At 66.5% G+C, this 19,473-nt stretch carries 10 protein-coding genes; 4 read left to right on the top strand and 6 right to left on the bottom strand.

Going from position 1 to position 19,473, the window contains the following annotated elements; all coding sequences use genetic code 11:
• Positions 1-24: 24 nt before the first annotated feature.
• The 6 genes from ACYCUK_RS11095 to ACYCUK_RS11070 form a co-directional block, all read right to left on the bottom strand.
• Positions 25-7,272, bottom strand: a complete 7,248-nt coding sequence (locus ACYCUK_RS11095; protein WP_461594828.1) for an amino acid adenylation domain-containing protein — start codon at positions 7,270-7,272, stop codon at positions 25-27.
• A 292-nt stretch (positions 7,273-7,564) separates the two neighbouring features.
• Positions 7,565-8,464, bottom strand: a complete 900-nt coding sequence (locus ACYCUK_RS11090; RefSeq protein WP_461594827.1) for an XrtA-associated tyrosine autokinase — start codon at positions 8,462-8,464, stop codon at positions 7,565-7,567.
• 10 nt (positions 8,465-8,474) lie between these two features.
• Positions 8,475-10,049, bottom strand: coding sequence for an XrtA system polysaccharide chain length determinant (locus ACYCUK_RS11085; RefSeq protein ID WP_461594826.1), 1,575 nt, complete (start codon positions 10,047-10,049; stop codon positions 8,475-8,477).
• 132 nt (positions 10,050-10,181) lie between these two features.
• A complete protein-coding gene (locus ACYCUK_RS11080; RefSeq protein WP_461594825.1) occupies positions 10,182-12,434 on the bottom strand; it encodes an XrtA/PEP-CTERM system-associated ATPase in 2,253 nt (750 codons plus the stop codon).
• A gap of 14 nt (positions 12,435-12,448) precedes the next feature.
• A complete protein-coding gene (locus ACYCUK_RS11075) occupies positions 12,449-14,086 on the bottom strand; it encodes a TIGR03016 family PEP-CTERM system-associated outer membrane protein (RefSeq protein ID WP_461594824.1) in 1,638 nt (545 codons plus the stop codon).
• A gap of 74 nt (positions 14,087-14,160) precedes the next feature.
• A complete protein-coding gene (locus ACYCUK_RS11070; protein WP_461594823.1) occupies positions 14,161-14,784 on the bottom strand; it encodes an XrtA/PEP-CTERM system exopolysaccharide export protein in 624 nt (207 codons plus the stop codon).
• Between the two features lie 319 nt (positions 14,785-15,103).
• Here ACYCUK_RS11070 and ACYCUK_RS11065 point away from each other — a divergent pair, with 319 nt between their 5' ends.
• The 4 genes from ACYCUK_RS11065 to ACYCUK_RS11050 all read left to right on the top strand — a co-directional run.
• A complete protein-coding gene (locus ACYCUK_RS11065) occupies positions 15,104-16,513 on the top strand; it encodes a TIGR03013 family XrtA/PEP-CTERM system glycosyltransferase (protein WP_461594822.1) in 1,410 nt (469 codons plus the stop codon).
• A 70-nt stretch (positions 16,514-16,583) separates the two neighbouring features.
• The gene (locus ACYCUK_RS11060; protein WP_461594821.1) at positions 16,584-17,864 is read left to right on the top strand and encodes a nucleotide sugar dehydrogenase; all 1,281 of its coding nucleotides are present in this window, start codon (positions 16,584-16,586) and stop codon (positions 17,862-17,864) included.
• Positions 17,865-17,955: 91 nt separating this feature from the next.
• Positions 17,956-19,062: an SDR family oxidoreductase gene (locus ACYCUK_RS11055; RefSeq protein ID WP_461594820.1), complete on the top strand. Its 1,107-nt coding sequence runs from the start codon at positions 17,956-17,958 to the stop codon at positions 19,060-19,062.
• Positions 19,063-19,121: 59 nt separating this feature from the next.
• On the top strand, positions 19,122-19,473 hold a 352-nt coding region (locus ACYCUK_RS11050), incomplete at its 3' end, for a hypothetical protein (protein WP_461594819.1).

Here is a 19,473-nt window from a genome sequence, read left to right as displayed (position 1 = left end):
GGTGTGTGCTCCCGGGTGAGAGGCTCACGCGCCCACCTTGAGGAAGCGGCCGGGTTCGGCCGGGTTGGGCACGAACCAGGCGGGCTTGCCGCTGGCGTCCTTGCCGAGGCGGGCGCCGGGCACGGGCGGCCTGGCGGCGTCGAACACCACCGACACCGGGGACTTGTGGCGCGGCAGGAATTCGGACTCCTGCAGCTCGCGCACCGAGTCTTTGAAGGCGGTGGCGACGAGGCGGATGTCGGCCTCGCTGTGCGCGGTGGTGAGGAAGCATGGGAAGTTGTCGAGGATGTGCACGCCGCGGCTGCGCATCATGGCGAACAGCAGGTCTTGCAGCGGGTGGTCTTCCAGCCAGGCGACGCGCCAGAGCGAGGCGAAGTGGCGGATTTCCAGCGGCGCGCCTTGCTCGCGGCAGAAGGCGCTGAGTTCTTCGGCCAGCGCGGTGGTCGAAGCGTTGAGCTTGTGTTGCAGCGTGGGCCCGGCTGCTTTCAGGTGCAGCAGGCTGGCGTGGGCGGCGGCCAGGGCCAGCGGGTGGCGCACGAAGGTGCCGGCGAAGTAGGTGACGCCGACGCTGGGGATGGAGTCGTCGCCGAACTGCCAGGGGCCGCCGTCGAGCGCGTCCATGAACTCGCGCTTGCCGGCCACCACGCCGATGGGCATGCCGCCGCCGATGACCTTGCCGTAGGTGGCCAGGTCGGCGCGTATGCCGAACAGCTCTTGCGTGCCGCCGAGCGCGGAGCGGAAGCCGGTGATGACTTCGTCGAAGATGAGGCAGGCGCCGCTGGCGGCGGTGATGCTGCGCACCTCCTTGAGGAAGTCCACCGGGCGGAATTCGGGGCGGCGGCTTTGCACCGGCTCCACCAGCACGGCGGCCAGGTCGTCAGCGTTGGCGCGGATGAACGCCAGCGCCTCGGGGCTGCCGTAGTCGAGCACGCGCACGTCGCCGAACATGCCGCGCATGATGCCGGGCGCGGCCGGAATGCCCTTGTGCTGCTTGCCGGAGCGCACCAGCACTTCGTCGAACGTGCCGTGGTAGGAGCCGGTGAACAGCACCACGGTGCTGCGGCCCGTCACGGTGCGGGCGATGCGCACCGAGGCCATGACGGCTTCGGAGCCGGTGTTGCACAGGCCGGCGCGGTCGAAGCCGGTGAGCTCGCAGATCAGCTCGGCCACCGGGCCGGCGAGCGGGTGCTGCGGGCCGATGTCGTAGCCGGCGTCGAGCTGCTGGCGCACGGCGTCGAGCACGAAGTCGGGCTGCCAGCCGAACAGGCTCATGCCGAAGCCGTTGAGCACGTCCACATACTGATTGCCGTCCAGGTCCCACATGTGCGCGCCCTTGCTGCGCTCGATCACGACTTGATAGACGATGTCCTTGATCATCGGCCGAAAGCCGTTGACCACGCGCGGGTCGGCGAGGTGGTCGCGGTGCTGCGCGGTGTAAGCGCGGCTCTTGGCGGTGCGCCCGACATACCGCCGCATGAACGCGGCCAGGCGGGCGCGCTGGCGCTCGGTCAAGGGACTTGCCTGGGTATGAATGCGGGCGATGGCGCCGAAGGCCTTCTTCACGTCGTAGCGCTGGGTGTCGTCGGGCGACGCTGCAGCGGGTGTCGATAGGGCTGGCGTGGCGTGTGTTGCGACAGCTGCGGACCGGGGTGCTGCAGCGGTCGCCGCTGCTGCCGCTGTTGTTTGCGGAACCGTGGCACTGGCGGGCGTGGCGGCAGCAGCAGCGGGCGACGCGGCCATGAGCGGCGTACCACTCAGCAAGGCGAGCTGCTGCGCCATGAGCTGCATTTGCTGTTGGATGAGTTGCTGCAAGGCGCTGGAGGGCACGCCTGTCGCGAGCGGTGGCATGGGCATGGCTTGCATGCTGGCTTGTGCGGTGGCGAACATCGCGGGCATGGCCGCAGCACATGGCGCGGCCTGCTCCATGTCCGCCCCCTGTGCCTGCGCGACCACGGGTGCCTGGGCTTGCGCGGCGGCCACTGGCTCGGGCGGCAGTTGCGCGTCGAGGTGGGCGGCGAGCAGATCCATGCTGCGCAGGCTTTCCATCAACTGGCGGAAGGTGACGGGAACGCCGAACTCCTTCCTCACCTGCAGCGCCGCTTGCGTCAGGGTGAGCGAGTCGATGCCGAGTTCGACGAAGGCGGCCGCGGCGTCGGCCTGGCTCAGGTCTTCGCCCGAGACGTCCTCGAACATGTCGCGCAGGCGGGCGATGAATTGGTCCTTGCGGGCAGCGGATGTCGGCGCGGCGGCGATGTCGGGCTGGGTCGTGGACATTGCAGAAGAGGGAGGGGGTGGAACGAAGGCCAGCACGGTGGCGCTGGGGTTGGGTGCTGAGCGAGCCATCCCCCTCCCGGCCTCCCCCACGGGGTGGGGGAGGAGCACGCGGCCGGCGTCAGCAGTGGAGTCTGCGGAGGCTTCAGTGGTGGCGCTTGTGATGGCGGCGGTGCTGGAACTGGGGCCTTGCTCCCTCCCCACGGCGTGGGGAGGGTTGGGGAGGGGAAGGTTTTGCGGCGTTGACGCGGCGTGCGCCACGGGCGCGTCGATCCAGAAGCGCTTGCGCTCGAAGGCGTAGGTGGGCAACAGGATGCGACGGCGGCCGGTGGCGGGGTTGGCGGCGGCCGCGGGCAGGTCAAGGCCTGCGGTCCACAACGCGCCCTGGGCGAGCAGCATCTGCGCGGCTTCGCGCTCGGGCGCGTCGGCCAGGCTGGCCACGGCGAACAAGGAAACGCCGGGCCGCCAACCGCCTGAGTCGGCTGGCCTTTGCGCTGTCCAATCCCGCGCCGGCGGGTTTGGAGCCGCGGCGCGCAGTCCCAAGTTTCCTTGGCCCCCTTGGGGGGTGGGGATGGCTGCACCATCTCCAGGAGGGCGCTTGCCATTTCCGGCCGGACCATGCTGACGCGCCAGGGTGGCGAGGGTGGCGCGCGGGCCGAGTTCGACCCACGCGGCGTCGGGGTGCCGTTGCAGCGCGGTGCGCACGGCGGGCGAGAAGCGCACCGGCTCGCGCAGGTGGCGCACCCAATAGTCGGCGCTGGTGGCGTCGGCATCGGTGAGCCAGGCGCCGGTGCGGGTGGAGGCGATGGGGATGGTGGGTGGCGAGAGCTTCACCGCGCCCACCGCGGCGGCAAAGGCGTCGAGCGCACCGTCCATCATCGATGAATGGAAGGCGTGCGAGGTTTGCAGCAGGCGGCATTGCACGCCGACGGCTTCCAGCTCGGTCTGCCAGGCTTGCACGTCGGCGCTGGGGCCGGCGACGACGCAGGCGGTAGGGCCGTTCTCGGCGGCCAGGGCCAAGGCGGTGGGAAGGCGCGCGAGCACCTCCGCCACGGGCAGGCGCACCGACAGCATGCCGCCGGGCGGCTGCGCCTGCATCAGCGCGCCACGCTGCGCCACCAGGCCGGCGGCGTCTTGCAGGGGCATGACCCCGGCGAGCGCGGCGGCGACGAATTCGCCGACGCTGTGGCCAATGAATGCCGCGGGCCGCGCACCGCGCGCCAGCCAGCTTTGCGCCAGCGCGTATTCGAGCGCGAACAGCGCGGGCTGGGTGGTGGCGGTTTGGGCGAGGGCTGCGCTGTCGCCATCGAACATGCGGGCCTTCAAGTCGAAGGGCAGGTGTGGGGCGAGCGCGTTCACCGCCGTATCGAAAGCCGCGCGGAAAGCCGGGTCTGCCGCGTACAGGCCGCTGCCCATGCCGGGGTATTGCGCGCCCTGGCCGGAGAACATCCAGATGGGCGCCGGCGCGCTGCTGCCGATCTGGCGCTGGGCGCGCAGCGCGTGGCTGGGCGTTTGCAAGGCTTGCACGGCTTCATCCGCCGTCGTTGCGACGACACACAGGCGATGCGCAAAAACGCTGCGCCCGACTTGCAGGGTGTGGGCGCAATCGGCCAGATTGATGTGCGGGTGCGCTTGCAGATGCGCGGCGAGCTGCGTGGCCATGGCGTCCAGCGCCGCGCGCGTTTTGGCCGAGAGCGTGAGCAACTGCGGGCCGGCGGCGGCGGAGGACGGTGCGCGCAGCGGCGCCTCTTCCAGCACCACATGGGCATTGGTGCCGCCGACGCCAAAGCCGCTGACCCCGGCGCGGCGCGGCTGCTCGCCGCGTGGCCAGGGCGTGAGCGCGTTGCAGACCGTGAACGGGCTGTGGGCGAAGTCGATGCCGGGGTTGGGGGCGGTGTAGTGGATGCTGGGCGGCAGGGTTTCGTGCGCCAGCGCCAGTGCCGTCTTGATCATCCCCGCAGCTCCGGCTGCGATGACCATGTGGCCGACGTTGCTCTTGAGCGAGCCGATGCGGCAAAAGCCGGTGTCGGCGGTGTGCTGGCGAAAGGCTCGGGTGAGGGCTTCGACTTCCACCGGGTCGCCCATCGGCGTGGCGGTGCCGTGGGTTTCGACATAGCTCACGCTGCGGGCGTCGATGCCGGCGTCGCGCTGCGCGGCGGCGATGACGGCGGCTTGGCCGTCCACGCTCGGGGCGGTGAAGCTGGCCTTGTCGCGGCCATCGTTGTTGATGGCTACGCCGCGAATCACGGCGAGCACCGAGTCGCCATCGGCCAGCGCGTCGCCCAGGCGCTTGAGCAGCACCACGGCGGCGCCGTCGGAGAACACCGTGCCCTGGGCGCGGGCGTCGAAGCTGCGGGTGGCGCCGTCGGGCGAGAGCATGGCGCCGTCCTGGTACAGATAGCCGCTGTTGGGCGGGCAGGTGACGGAGCTGCCGCCGGCCAGCGCCATGTCGCACTGCCCGGCGCGCAGGCTGACCACGGCTTGCGCAATGGCCACCAGCGAGGTGGAACAGGCGGTGTGCACGCTGACCGCCGGGCCGGTGAGGTTGAGGCGGTTGGCGGTGCGCGTGGCGATGTAGTCCTTCTCGTTGCCGAGCATGACCTGGAAGGCGCCGAGCTGGTCGATGAGGTCGGGCCGGTGCTGCACGTGATGCTGAAAATACGTGGCGTTGTACATGCCGGCGAACACGCCGACGGGGCCGGGCACGGCGTCGGGCGCGTGGCCGGCGCGCTCCAGGCATTGCCAGCACAGCTCGAGAAAAATGCGCTGCTGCGGGTCCATCAACGCGGCTTCGCGCGGGCTGATGCCGAAGAAGGCGGCGTCGAACTGATCGACCCCGTCGATGATGCCGCGGGCCTTCACGTAGTCAGGGTTGGTGCTCAGGCTGGCGGGGATGCCGGGGTCGAGCGAGGCCAGCAAGGAAGCGCCGGGCCGCCCCAAGCTTTCTTGCCCCCCTTGGGGGGTGGGAGTGGCGCAGCCATCCCCTGGGGGCTCACTCGAACTGAATTGGGTGATGCTGTCGCGCCCGGCGAGCAGATTGGCCCAGAACTGTTCGACATCGGCCGCGCCGGGAAAGCGCCCGGCGGTGGCGATGATGGCGATGGGCTCGGGGCCGCTTGCCTGCGCCGTGTGCTCATGCCGTGCGGCTGCGTCCTGCGCTGGCCCGGCCAGCATGCGGCTGGACAGGCGGCGCGCATCCAGCGCGGGCGCGGCGTTGTCATCAGGGTTGGGCGCGGTCTGCAGCAAACGTGCCAGGGCGGCGGGCGTGGGCTGGCTGAAGAATGCATGGGTGCCCAGCCTGCGTGCCGCATCGCCCAGCAGCGACAGCACCTTGAGCACCAGCAGCGAGTTGCCGCCGAGGTCGAAAAAATTGTCCAGCCGGCCAACCTGCTGCAGGCCCAGGGCTTGGGCAAAAGCATCGCACACGCGCTGTTCGGCTTCGCTCTGCGCGGCTTGGTAGGGGGTGGTCAGGTCGGGGCGGCTGCTTTCCGGCTCGGGAAGCGCTTGCTGGTCGAGCTTGCCGTTGGTGGTGATGGGCAGGGCGGGCAGCCAGACGAAGGCTGCGGGCAGCATGTAATCCGGCAGGCGTTTGGCCAGCAAGGTGCGCAAATCCGCGCTGCTCGGGGCTTGGCCGGAAGCAACGCCATAGGCGATGAGGCGAGCGTTGCCGGCGGCGTCCTTGCGCGCGATGACGGCGCAGGACTTGACGGCGGGATGCGCGGCGAGCGCAGCTTCGATCTCGCCAAGCTCGATGCGAAAGCCGCGAATCTTGACCTGGGTGTCGGCACGGCCGATGTAGTCGAGGTTGCCGTCGGGCAGTTGGCGCACGAGATCGCCGGTGCGATAGAGACGCTCACCGGCCGCGCCGAAGGGGTTGGGCACAAAACGCTCGGCGGTGAGTTCGGGTCGGTTGAGATAGCCAACGCCGAGCCCGGCTCCGCCCACGAACAGTTCGCCGACCTCACCTGCTGGAACCGCGGCCAGATCGGCGCCCAGCACATGCACCTGCGTGGCGGTGATCGGCCTGCCGATGGGGATGCTGCGGGTGTCTGCTGGCAGATCGTGCGGGATGGTGAAGGTGGTGGAGAAGGTGGTGCACTCGGTGGGGCCGTAGCCGTTGATCAGGCGCACCTCGGGCAGGGCCTGCAGCGCGCGGCGCACGTGGCTCACCGACAGCGCCTCGCCGCCGGTGAGCAGTTGCGCCAGGCCGCGCAAGTGCTTGGGGTCGTCGTCGACCACGGCGTTGAACAGCGCTGCGGTGAGCCAGGCGGTGTTCACGGCGTGCGTGTCGATGGTGCGGGCCAGGCCCGCCGGCGTGGGCAGGTCTTCGTCGTGCAGCACGCACATGCCGCCGTTCAGAAGCGGCCCCCAGATTTCAAGGGTGGAGGCGTCGAACCCCAAGGGGGCGGCGTGCAGCATGCGGGTGTCGGGTCCCAGGCGCATGTAGTTGGGCTCGATCACCAGGCGCAGAATGGCCGCGTGCGGGATGCCGATGCCTTTGGGCAGGCCGGTCGAGCCCGAGGTGTACATGATGTAGGCCAGCGGCACGGCCTGCGGCGGCAGTGGCAGCACGCGCGGCGGGAGGCTGGCTTGCGCGGCGTCGAGCACGAGCAGCGGGGCGTGCGCCGAGAACCGTTCGGCATGCGCGGCATGGGTGATGACGAGGCCGGCGCCGGCCTCGCGCAGCATGTGGCTGGTGCGCTCGACGGGATAGGCTGGATCGAGCGGCAGGTAGGCGGCGCCGACCTGCAGGATGGCCAGCAGGGTGGCGATGCTGTCGATCGAACGCGGCAGCGCCACACCGACCACGCAGGCCGGCATCACGCCGCAGGCGCGCAGGCGCAGGGCCAGGGCGTCCGCGCGTGCTTGCAGCTGTGCGTAATTCAGGGCTTGAGCGCCGTGCACCAGGGCCGTGGCATCGGCATGCCGCACCGCGAGCTGCGCGAAAACGTCAGTGACGGTTCGCGGTGCGCTTGCGGATGGGGCTTGGTGATCGGTCATGGCATTCCCTCTGCTGCCGGGCATCTTGGTCGTGGTGTGCGAGATGCTCAAACTTGTGTCGGATTCGACGTTCGAGTCGGCTGGCTGAGGCAGGAAAAACCAGAGTGAAGGACTGCGGCGCGACGGAATCGATTGGTGATGAGTCTAGAAGCGCATCGCGCGGATTTGTGCCCCCCGAATAGGGTGAAACGGCTGGCGTGGGCACCGCGCGAGGGTCGAAATGCAAAGCGCCGCGAACGAGTCGCGGCGCTTTGCTGCACCGACTGCAAGCTGCTTGGCGCCAGTACGCGTGTCAGTACGCGTAATAGCCGTAGGGCGACGATGCCGAGGGCGTGCGCGACTGGTTCAGCAGGGTCATGACGATGGGGCTTTCTTCCAGGATGGCCAGCGACTGCTGCACCGAACCCTGGTGGGTCTTGCCGGCGTGCACCACCAGCACGATCTGGCCCATTTGCGGCGCCAGGGCCCGCGCCTCGGCCGATGGCAACAACGGGGGGCAGTCGAAGATGACGATGCGATCCATCTGGTGCGCGGCGAGGCGGTTGAGAAATGCGGCCATGGCCTGGCTGCTGAAAATTTCGGTGGCGCGCTCGTTCTGCGTGCCGACGGGCAGGAACGTGAGCTTGTCCACATTGGTGGCAAGCTCCACCTCCGACAGGTCGAGTGCGGGGTCGAGCAGCAGATCGATCAGGCCGCGCCGCCGGCCGGTGATCCCCAGGCGCTGGGCCGCGGCCATGCGGGTGGCGTCGGCGTCGACCAGCAGCACGCTGTGGTTCATCTCCATGGCCATGCTCATGGCCAGGTTGATGGACGTGTAGGTTTTGCCCTCGCCGGGCAGGCTGCTGGTGATCATGATGAGGTTGCCGCGGTCCACCGGCTCGGCGGTCTTGCTGCCTTGGGCGTTGGCGAGGAGCGGGCGCTTGACGCCGCGGAACTCGTCGAGCAGGCGCGAGCGCGGGGCGTCGGGCACGAGATAGCAGGCGTCTCGCAGCGCCGCGAAGTCGATGTCGACGCGGTGCCTGGGGGCTGCGAGCGGCGCCGGTGCGGGGGTGACGTCCTGCAGCGCGCCGGCCAGGGCGGCGGGCTGGGCCGGGCTCAGCGTCGCCACCTCGGGGTCACGTGCCCAGGGCATGTCGACCCCGGCTTTGCGGAGCTCTTCGAGGCGTTTGCTGGCTTGTTCGATGGTGCTCATGGCGTCGCTCTCAATGGGTCAGGTGCAGCATGTTGATGACGGTCCAAACCACGAACACGACCACCAGGGCGCCGCTGCCGAGCATGAAAAGGTTGCGACTGCGCTGCTCGTGCTGCGCGGCGGCCGGCGTCAGGCTCAGGGTGATGGAGCCGAGCACGGCGCGCTCGGTGCTTTCACGCAGCTGCCGGGCGTTGCGATAGGTGGGCGCGAGCAGGACCAGCAAATAGGTGGCGAGCACACCCAGCGCCAGTGCCAATAGGAGCACGACGGCAATCAGGAAGGTGCGATGGGGAAAGAGGGCTGCAGGGGCCAGGCGCGGGGGGTCGACGATGCGGAAGTAATCCAGCTTGCGGCTGTCGTCCTGGTTGCGCGACAGCATGGCCGCTTCACGCCGTTGCACCAGTTTCTGGTAGTTGTCGTTGAGCACGTTGTAGTCGCGGTTGAGCTGGATGTACTGCTCGTCGAGCTTGGGCATTTGCGTGGCCTGGGTGCGCAGTTGCGCGAGGCGCGCTTGCACATCGCTCACCTGGGCTTGCAGCGATGCAGCGTTGGCATCCGCCTGTGCCAGACTGATGCGCAACTGTTGGTAAATCGGGTTGGTGGCTTCTGAATATTGTGCCGAGACGCTAGGGGTGACAGGTGGGGCGTTGGCCAGGCGCTGCTGCTGTTGCTGGCGTTCGCTCTCCAGCCGGGCCAGGGTCTGGCGCGTGGCGATGACGTCGGGGTAGGCATCGGTGTAGCGCTGCAGCAGATCATCGAGGTGCTTGCGCTGCACGGCGATGCGCTGGTCGATCTCCGACTCCTGCGGCGCCATCACGATGTTGGTGCCGGGCAGTAGCGAGGGAGCCAGCGTCGGCTTGACGTCAGCGAGTTGCCGCCGCAATGCATCGCGCGAGCTGGCAGCTGAACTGAGCTGGCCCTGCAGCATGGTGAGTTGGTCTTGCAGCTGCGCCTGCCTGGTGTAGTAGTCGGTCGCGGCCTGGCCTGAATAGCCTGGATGCGCGGTCTTGAACTGCTTGAGCTTGTTCTCGGCGTCGCGCAGCTTGGCGTCGTAGATGGCGATCTGGCTGTCGATGAACTGCACCGCCTGCTCGGAGTCCTTGCGGTTGGCGTTGATGCCATTGCTCACGAACAGGTTAAGCAGACTACGCACCACGCCCAGCGTTTTTTGTGGGTCGTTGCTGACGTAATCGATTTCGTAGAGATTGTCCTGCCCGTTAATCTTGATGTGCAGGGTTTTCATCAACTGCTTGATCAGGAATTCGCGCTGAATTTCAGTGCTGCCGGGCTTGAGCAAGTGGTTTTCGTCGATGATGGTGTTCAGGTTGGAACGCGCCAGTAGCGTGCGCGCCAGCAGGTCGACTTGCTGGCTGACGTCCGGCTGCACCGTCAAGCCCTGGAGCAGCGGGCCCAACATGGTTTTGGTATCGACGTACACGGTGGCGCTGGCCAGGTAGCGCTCTTTGTAGACCACCAGGCCGAAGGCGCCGAGCAGTGCGAAGACCCAGGCCACGGCCAGGCCCCACCAGCGTTTTTCCCACATGGCGGGGAGCAGATTGAACAGGGGGCGGAGCAGATCATTCATGGCGTGTCAGGGTGTGCAAGATTGAAGCAAGATCGAATCATCCGGGTCTTGGTCCGATGGGTAAACCTGCAGATGCGGGGGTGTTCATCTCCAAGTTCGGATGGGGCTCTGCATATAGGGGCGCCGTGGTCTTCACGCCCTTTCCAGATAGGCGCGAAATGCATGATCCTGCCGCGCCAGCAGCCAGTTCGACAGATGCCATGCGATGCGCTCGGCGGCGTGGCCGTCCCACAGTTCGGGCAGGCGTGAGGGTTTATCGCCGGAATCGAGTATTTCGGACATTTCACGAAAAATGCGGCGAATGCTGCCGCCCACCAGGACGTTCGTGCCGCCCTGGATGGAGGCCAGGCGCTCGCTTTGGGTCGCCAGCGTCAGGCAGGGAATGCCCAGCGCTGCGGACTGGTCCTGCAGCCAGCCGCTGTCGGTGAGAACGCAGGTGGCTTCGCGCATCAGGCCCAGCATTTCGAGATAGCTCAGCGAGGACATGGTGGCAATGGTCGAGGACTGGGCCTCGGCGCTTGTCCGGTTCGCGTACAAGGCCGCCTGCAGCGCCGCTGGCATGGGCCAGATCAGCGCGATGGTCTTGCTGATGCGACGCAGGGCCGAGCCCAGTTCGGTCAGGACTTTCACGCCGTCGCCCTCCAGCGCATGCTCCAGCCAGACCAGGGCATAGCCTCTGGGATGGGTCAAGATATCGCTCGGAACGCCATGGCTCTTGACGGTCAGGTCGGGGGGTACGCTGCGCGGCAAGGCCTGGTGCATGGCGTCGATCCAGGGATTGCCGGTCATGTGCACCCGGTTGGCAGGAATGCCTTCGGCCTGCAGTCGCACCAGGGCAGGGCGTTCGCCGGCGCAGAGCAGGCTGGAGGCGTGGTCGATGAGCACACGATTGGTTTCACGAAGCGCGGCGCGGTCGCCATGCCGCAAGCCGGCATCGACCCGCACCACCGGAACCCCGATCTGGCTGGCGGCGACGGCGCAGACCACCATCGCGGCTTCGTCCCCACTCAGGATGACGGCGCTGGGCCGCTGCTGATTGAGCAGGCCGGCGAATGTGGCCATGACCTCGGCCAAGCGGCCGGCCACCGTCTGCGCCTGCGGCTCCAGGATGAAGTCGGTGTATGGCAGATCGAGATCGGCCGCATTGCGCGCGGCCAACTCGGCGTCCTCGATGGCATCGTGCGCGAGGATCTGCACCAGCACCGTCCGCGGCAGATCTTCGCGCTGCGCGAATGCGCGCAGCAGTGCGCTCATGACCACCACCCCAGCTTGCGACGCCGCGACGCATAGCAGCGGCCCCGGCATGCCGTCGCCAGCTTCGGGCGGAGGCGAGCATGGCAAATTCAGGTCGAGGTAAGCACCCGAGGCGGCGGTGATGTTGGGCGGGGCGATCAACACGGGGCGCAAATGCGATTCAGCATTGCCTTCATGCTTCGGCGGCTTGGCGTCGAAAGGAGGGCTTTTGCCTTTCGCCGTGGCAGATGTGGCTTGCGCCGGCTCGGTGAAGGTCGCATGCGTGGCGGATGCAGGCTTGCCAGGTGCAGCTTCGGGTTGCATGGCCGGGTCCGTGCCGCTGAGCTCGGCACGGATTTCACTGGCGACGCGGTCCACCCGTGCGGCGTCGATCGTCTCCTGGCTTTCCAGAAAGGCCGACAACAACAAGCGGCTGCACAGCATATTGATGCGCCGTGGCACACCGCCCGACCAGTGGTAGATGGCGACAAAGGCGTTGTCGGCGAACGCGGGGCGGTTGTTCCAGCCGACATGGCGCAGACGGTGCTCGATGTAGGCGCGCGTTTCGGCCTCGTCCATCGGACCGAGGTGGCAGCTGGCGATCACGCGCTGGCGCAGTTGTTCCATTTGCGGCAGGCGCAGGATGTCGCGCAGCTCGGGCTGGCCGACCAGAAAGCTTTGCAGCAGGGCGCGGCTGCCGAACTGGAAGTTCGACAGCATGCGCAACTCCTCGATGGCCGCCGGTCCCAGGTTCTGCGCTTCGTCGATGATGAGCAGGGCGCTGCGGTTGGTCGTGGCCAGCGAAGCGAGATAAGCCTCCAGCGTGACCAGCAGCTTGGCCTTGCTCATGCCGTCGCAGGGTATGCCGAAAGCCAGGGCGACTGCCGAGAGCAGCTCGCCGGCTTCGAGCTGGGTGCTGACGATCTGCGCCGCCACGACCTTCGCCGGATCGAGCTCGGCGAGCAAGGCGCGCAGCAGCGTGGTCTTGCCGGCGCCGATGTCGCCGGTGACGACGATGAAGCCCTCGCCCTGGAAGGCGCCGAAGCGCAGGTACTGGTGCGCGCTGCCGTGGCCTTTGCTCTCGAAGTAGAAGCTGGGGTCGGGGTTGATCTGAAACGGCGGCGCCGTCAGGCCGAAGAACTGCTCGTACATGGCCGCTTTCGCGCTCAGAAGCGGTGGACAACGCCTGCAAAGACCGCCGACTCATTCGAGTTTCCCACCAAAGTGGATCTCAGGAGCTGGCGGCGTACGCCAAGCAGCCCCGTGGTTCTGGGGGAGAACTGATGATCGAACTGGGCGACGAGGCTGGTCTGGCGCGAGCTTAGTCCCGCATTGAAGCCAAAGCCCGAGTTGTTCGCGCGCAGTAATGTGACGTTCAGGTTGTCGATGGGGGTCAGCCTGCGGCCGTAATTGAACGCTACCCCAGTCTGAATATTGTCAGATGAGAAAGTCTGTACGAGTTGAAGCAGGCTTTGCCCTGGCAGGAAGAGGTCTTCGGTCTTGGTGCGGTAGAGCGAGATGGCATAGCTGTTGCGCTGGCGCAGCAGCAGAGCGGTGATGGACAAGGCGTTTTGCAGCGTGGCCGAGGAGGTGTAGAAGTTGCTCGCGGTGGACAGCCCGGCCGGCAGTCCCGAATTGGTCAACAGGCCTTGCACAGCCTGGGCGCGCGCCACCGGATCTGGGTATTGCGAAAGCAGCATGCCATCGAGGAGGGTGGTGATATTGCTGCCTGGCACGCCGCCGCCAGCCAGGGCTGAGAGGTAGGTGGATGGGCCGCGTGTCCAGTTCATGCTGAACCGCAGCAAGGGTGAGCCGCCACGCGCCTGGATATTCCAGCCCGTGCCGAAGTAACGGTGCTCCACCGTGGCGTCAATGTTGCCGAGGGCATTGGGTTGCCACGAGCCGCGCACACCGTAGATGGGTTTTTTCTCCTCGGCGAGAAAGGCCGTGACCCTTTCATAGCCGCCGATGAGCCCGAGTGTCAGGCGATCGGACAAGGCGTAATTGCCGATGGCGCGAAACGAGGTGTCCTTCAGCGAGGCGAACGGCAGGTTGGTGTAAGTGGTGTCGGTCTGTCGTGCAACCAGGGTGTAACCCCAGGGCAGGGGGCGCTGATCCAGGCTGACCGTCTGGACCGAGTAGCGCCCGCCGAACACCCCCGCATTCGTCGGGTTGTTGTTGATCTTGGTCCAGATATCGTCGCTGCTGGCAATGAAGCGCAAATCCGGGTTGATCAGTCGGTCGATATACGGATTGATGCGGTACTGGGTGGACGTGTACTGATTGGATGTTCCCGGCGTCTGCTGCCCGACATAAGGGTTCACGATGTTCTGCTGGGACTGGACGCCAGCATTCAGGTAGACGAAGCGATCGACCAGTTCCGATCTCAGATTCAGGCTGCCGATGGGCAGCACGCGGTTGGTTTGCGTGCCGCGCGCGTAGTACAGTCCGTCCAGGCTGAAGTCGCCGCGCAAATGCCAGTGGGCATGGTCGGAGACGACGACCAGGCGAGGCACGACCTCCAGAACGGTGTCGCTACGCGGGCTCAGGCCCGTGCCGAAGTTGGCATTGCTGGTGCCGGTCGCCAACACCGCCACGGAGGGCGCCAGATAGGTTGTTGGCGCCGGCGCCAAGTTCTCGGCTGCAGCCCCCGATGCCGCCTCGGCTGGCAAGACCGGGGCGGCGGGAATGGCTGGGATCGCAGGAGCACCAGGAACAATCTGCGCTTGCGCCGCGTTCCAGTTGCCGAAAGCAGCACAAGCAGCAACGATGGCGCTGGCAAGCGCCGTGCGATGAAAGGTCATGGTGGGCTCCCGGGATTCACGCCTGTTTCGGCATGTGGTTGTTGGCTTGAGGCTACGACGTGATTGCTGCGCGCTCAGAACCAGCCTTGCGGGATGACGATGGTGTCTCCCGGCAGGAGCGGCACGTTGTCGGCCATATTGCCGCGGCGCAGCAGGCCGTCGAGATGCACACTGTAGGACTTGCCACCGCGAATGAGCACGGCGTCGTTGCCGTTGGCGTAGGGGCTCAGGCCGCCGGCGGCGATCATGGCGTCGAGCAGGGTCATTTTGTCGCGGTAGGGAATGCTTTGCGGCTTGGCCGCCGCGCCGACGATGCTGACCTGCTGGCTGAGCGCGCCATGGAAGTTGCTCACGACCACGGTCACCACCGGATCGCGCACGTACTTGGCGATGTCCTTGGAGATCTTGGCGGCGAGCTGATCGGCCGTCAGACCCGCCGCCTGCATGCCGCTCACCAGCGGCGAGGAAATGCGGCCATCGGGGCGAACTTGCACGGTTGAGGACAGGTCAGGGTTCTGCCACACGGTGATGTGCAGCGTGTCGCTGGGGCCGATGATGTAGTGGTAGTCGGACGCCGCGACCTGGCCGGGCGCAGGAGGAAACCGATTGCTCGCGCAGGCCGACAGCAGCAAGGCCAGCAGGGCGACGAACACGAGGGAAATGCGGGTCAGCCGAAACGGCGTCGCGGTGGTGCGCATGAACTTCTCCAGAGACAGCGTGCAAGCTGGCAAACGTCGGGAACAGCCCGCGTTTCAGCGCAGTCTAGGACAGCCTTTCGTGCTGCGATCACCCTCTATCAGGGGGTTACTGCCGGGTGGGGGCTATGAAAAGATGCGCCATCGCTTCGAAATCCGCATACGCGCTTTCGGCTCGGTGACAAACACCATCACTGCCTGCAGCCAATCGGTTGTCCCGAGTGGTCAGCAGGGTCGGCAGACCACTCGCCATGCGCCTGTGACGACCCCTGAAAGCCGGGCAGTGCATGCAGACACAGGCTGTACACGGGGGAGTCTTTCCATGATCCGGGTTTTTGATCAGTACGTTCCGACACGAACGGTGCTGGAGTTGTTGACCGATTTCATCGTGCTGATGCTCTCGGCCGTGCTGTCCGGCGCCACCTTGGTGATGCTGGCGCGCCCCAACGATCCCGACCTGGTGGCGGTGCAGGCCACGCTGCTGCCGGCGGCCATTTTCGCCAGCGGCATGTTGCTTTTGTACGTCACGTTCGGCGCCTACCAGCGCGATCGCGTGAACTCCCTGCGCACCTTGCTGCTGTGCGCGCTGCTGGCCACGATGGTCAGCGTCGGCCCTTTGTTTTTCGTCTACGCCCAGTCGTTTTTCCCGCACCGCTACGCCTTGCGCTTTCTCGGCTTCGCCTACCTCTATCAGTTCTTGCTGCTGCTGCTGATTCGCCAGCCCCTGCTCGGCAGCCACACGGCGCGGTTGTGGACGCGAAGCGTGCTGCTCGTCGGCTGCGGGCCTGACGCGCTGAGCGTGGCCACCGACATCGACAGCCAGGCCTCGGGGGTCTATCGTCTGGTGGGGTTTTATCCCTCGGGGCACGAATCCGGCCAGGCGCCCAAGTTGCCTGCACCGCTGTTTTCCCGGGACCAGGAACTCAATGCCCTGGTTGCCGAGCACCGCATCGACGAAATCGTGGTGGCGGTGCGCGAACAGCGGGGCGGGGCGCTGCCGCTGCGGCAATTGCTGGAGTGCCGCATCCAGGGCATTCCGGTGCATTCGCTGGCCACGTTCAGCGAGCGGCTCAAAGGCGAGGTGCCGTTGGACAGCCTGAAGGCGAGCTGGCTGATTTATGGCCACGGCTTCGCTCAGGGCGCGGTGCGCACGGTGGTCAAGCGGGCGTTCGACATTGTGACGTCGCTGGCGTTGCTGGCGCTGGCGTGGCCGGTCATGCTGCTCACGACGCTGGCCATCTGGATCGAGGACGGTGCGCCGGTGATCTTCCGCCAGGAACGCGTCGGCCGCTTCGGCAGGACCTTCGACGTGCTGAAATTCCGCAGCATGCGCAAGGACGCCGAGAAGGACGGCGTTGCGCGCTGGGCCCAGGCCAACGACAGCCGCATCACCCGCGTCGGCCGCTTCATCCGCAAGACGCGCATCGATGAACTGCCGCAGTTGTTCAACGTGCTCAAGGGCGAGATGAGCCTGGTGGGGCCGCGCCCCGAGCGCCCGAGCTTCGTCGACCAGCTCACCGAGGACGTGCCGTACTACGCTGTTCGCCACAGCGTCAAGCCGGGCGTGACCGGCTGGGCGCAGGTGCGGTTTTCCTATGGGGCCTCGCTGAGCGAGGCACGGCGCAAATTGCAGTTCGATCTGTATTACGTCAAGAACCATTCGCTCCTCCTCGATTTGCAGATCATTCTGGAAACGGTTCGGGTGGTGATTTTTGGCGAGGGCGCGCGCTAAAGCCCGGGCGTCTCGCTTCACGGCCCGGCTTGTGCCGGGCCTTTCATCCAACCCTGTTCGAAGGTGATGTATGACGGTTGTCGCAGTAGTCGGGATGGGTTATGTCGGGCTGCCCCTGGCGGTCGAGTTCGGCAAGAAACATCGCACCATCGGTTTCGATCTGTCGCAGGGCAAGATCGACGCCTACCTGAAATGCGTCGACCCCACCGGCGAGGTGGCCACGAGCGAGCTGCAGGCCGCCAAGCTGCTGGAGCCAACGTCGGATGCGACGCGGCTGCGCGAGGCGGATTTCATCGTCGTCGCCGTGCCCACGCCGGTGGACGCGGCGCATAACCCCGACTTCTCGCCGCTGGTGTCGGCCAGCCGGTCGGTCGGGCGCCATCTGAAACCCGGCGCCATCGTGGTGTTCGAGTCCACGGTGTACCCGGGCGCGACCGAAGACGTCTGCGTGCCCATCATCGAGCGCGAATCCGGCCTGCGCTGGAAGACCGATTTTTTCGTCGGCTACTCCCCCGAGCGCATCAACCCCGGCGACCGCGAGCACACGCTCACGCGCATCGTCAAGGTGGTGTCGGGCGACACGCCTGAAACCCTGGAGAAGGTTGCCGCCATGTATGGCAGCATCATCACGGCCGGCGTCTACAAGGCGTCGAGCATCAAGGTGGCCGAGGCCGCCAAGGTCATCGAGAACACGCAGCGCGACCTCAATATCGCGCTGATGAACGAGCTCTCGCTCATCTTCCACCGCATCGGCATCGACACCACCGAGGTGCTGCAGGCGGCGGGCACCAAGTGGAACTTCCTGCCCTTCCGCCCGGGCCTGGTCGGCGGGCATTGCATCGGCGTCGACCCCTATTATCTGACGCACAAGGCCGACACCCTCGGCTACCACCCGCAGGTGATTTTGGCCGGGCGACGCATCAACGACAGCATGGGCACCTACATCGCCGAGCAGACCGTCAAGCAGATGAGCCAGGCCGGCTATCCCATTCGCGGCGCCAAGGTCATCGTGCTGGGCCTGACCTTCAAGGAGAACTGCGCCGACTTGCGCAACTCCAAGGTCATCGACGTCATCCATGAGCTGCGCTCCTACGGTGTCGAGGTCTGCGTGCACGACCCCATCGCCACGCCGGCCGAGGCCAAGCATGAATACGGCGTCGACCTCCTCGCTTGGGAGCAACTGCCGCGCGCCGCGGCCATCGTTGCTGCCGTGGCCCACGAGCCCTATCGCCAAAAGCCGATGCAGGACTTCCTCGGCAAGCTCGAACCGCGCGGCGTATTCATGGACGTGAAAGCCGTGTTCGACGCCGCACAACTGCGCAGCCACGGCGTACAGGTCTGGCGGCTATGAAGATCCGCAGGTCACGGCAAGTACTGCCCACCCCCCAAGGAGATCAGCGAACCTTGGGGCGGCCCTTCGATTGGCTGGTCAGGAGCCATCGATGAGCGACTTCTCCCTGCCCCCGCTGTCCCCGTCCTTCGACCTGCGGGCCGCGCTGCAAACGCCCCGGCGTTGGCTGGTCACCGGCAGCGCCGGGTTCATCGGCTCGCATCTGCTCGAACACCTGCTGCTTGCCGGTCACAGCGTGGTCAGCCTGGACAACTTCGCCACCGGCCACCGCAGCAACCTGGACGAGGTGCGCAGCAAGGTGGGCGAAGCCGCCTGGGCGCGCCATCACTTCATCGAGGGCGACATCGTCGACCCGCAAACCTGCCAGCAGGCCTGTCGCGGCGTCGACTTCGTGCTGCACCAGGCCGCACTCGGCTCGGTGCCGCGCTCACTCGAAGACCCGCTGCGCACCCACGCCGTCAACGCCACCGGTTTTCTCAACATGCTGGTGGCCGCGCGCGATGCCGGCTGCGCCCGTTTCGTCTTCGCCGCATCCAGCTCCACGTATGGCGACCACCCGGCGCTGCCCAAGGTCGAATCCGTGATCGGCAATCCCCTCTCGCCTTACGCGGTGACGAAGTATCTCGACGAGCTGTACGCCAGCGTCTTCACCCGCAGCTACGGCATGCAGACCATCGGCTTGCGCTATTTCAACGTGTTCGGTGCACGCCAGGACCCGAATGGCGCCTACGCCGCCGTCATCCCCAACTGGGCGCGCAAAATCAGTCGGGAGGAAGCCTGCCTCATCAACGGCGACGGCGAAACCACGCGCGACTTCTGCTTCATCGCCAATGTCGTCCAAGCCAATCTGCGCGCCGCTCTGGTCCCGGCGCAAGGCGCGGTGCATGAGATTTTCAACGTCGCGTTCGGCGAGCAAACCACACTGAACCAGCTTCATGGCCTGCTGGGCGAAAACCTGCAGGCACTGATGCCCAATCTGAAGCTATTGCCGCCCACCTACCGCGACTTTCGCAAGGGTGATGTGCGTCACTCCTTGGCCGACATCGGCAAAGCCCGAAGTCTGCTGGGCTACGCGCCAACGCGCAGTGTGCGGCAAGGGTTGGGCGAGGCGATGGGATGGTATGTCGCCGAGCGGCATTCGTCGTCACGCCCGTTTACACGGGATGACTGCAAGCTGATCGCCGAAAAGAGCCTCTAAGTTTCCCACTACACCGTCTGAATTCCGTGATGACTAGTCGCCAAAGCACACTGCGTCTCGTGGTGATTTTCTCGATGCTTTGCATGGCAATCGGCTGGAACCTCGCCGATCGGGCTCGCATCAAAGATCTTCTGCGACCTGTGGCACGCGAGGCCTATGGCTACGGGAAGGCGCTTTACCTGAACTACGCTCGCAGCAGCGCTACGGACCCATCGAAATTCCCGTCCGTGACAGTGCCGGAAAGGCCCTTGTCCGAAGAGCCGTTCCGGGAGTTTCTTTCCCACCTTCCGTGGCGAGTGTGGCAGCCGACGACGCCGGTGACGCCGCCATCGACGACGGGCAAGACCTACTACGTCAGCACCAGCGGCAGCGACAGCAACAACGGGCTGAGTCCGACGACGGCCTTCGCCA

The sequence above is a fragment of the Thiomonas sp. genome (assembly GCF_054608695.1).
This window is presented reverse-complemented; position numbering and strand designations above follow the sequence as displayed.

Coding starts and splice junctions, on each gene's coding strand:
- ACYCUK_RS11095 (WP_461594828.1), bottom strand. CDS start 7,272: ATGACCGATCACCAAGCCCCATCCGCAAGCGCACCGCGAACCGTCACT.
- ACYCUK_RS11090 (WP_461594827.1), bottom strand. CDS start 8,464: ATGAGCACCATCGAACAAGCCAGCAAACGCCTCGAAGAGCTCCGCAAA.
- ACYCUK_RS11085 (WP_461594826.1), bottom strand. CDS start 10,049: ATGAATGATCTGCTCCGCCCCCTGTTCAATCTGCTCCCCGCCATGTGG.
- ACYCUK_RS11080 (WP_461594825.1), bottom strand. CDS start 12,434: ATGTACGAGCAGTTCTTCGGCCTGACGGCGCCGCCGTTTCAGATCAAC.
- ACYCUK_RS11075 (WP_461594824.1), bottom strand. CDS start 14,086: ATGACCTTTCATCGCACGGCGCTTGCCAGCGCCATCGTTGCTGCTTGT.
- ACYCUK_RS11070 (WP_461594823.1), bottom strand. CDS start 14,784: ATGCGCACCACCGCGACGCCGTTTCGGCTGACCCGCATTTCCCTCGTG.
- ACYCUK_RS11065 (WP_461594822.1), top strand. CDS start 15,104: ATGATCCGGGTTTTTGATCAGTACGTTCCGACACGAACGGTGCTGGAG.
- ACYCUK_RS11060 (WP_461594821.1), top strand. CDS start 16,584: ATGACGGTTGTCGCAGTAGTCGGGATGGGTTATGTCGGGCTGCCCCTG.
- ACYCUK_RS11055 (WP_461594820.1), top strand. CDS start 17,956: ATGAGCGACTTCTCCCTGCCCCCGCTGTCCCCGTCCTTCGACCTGCGG.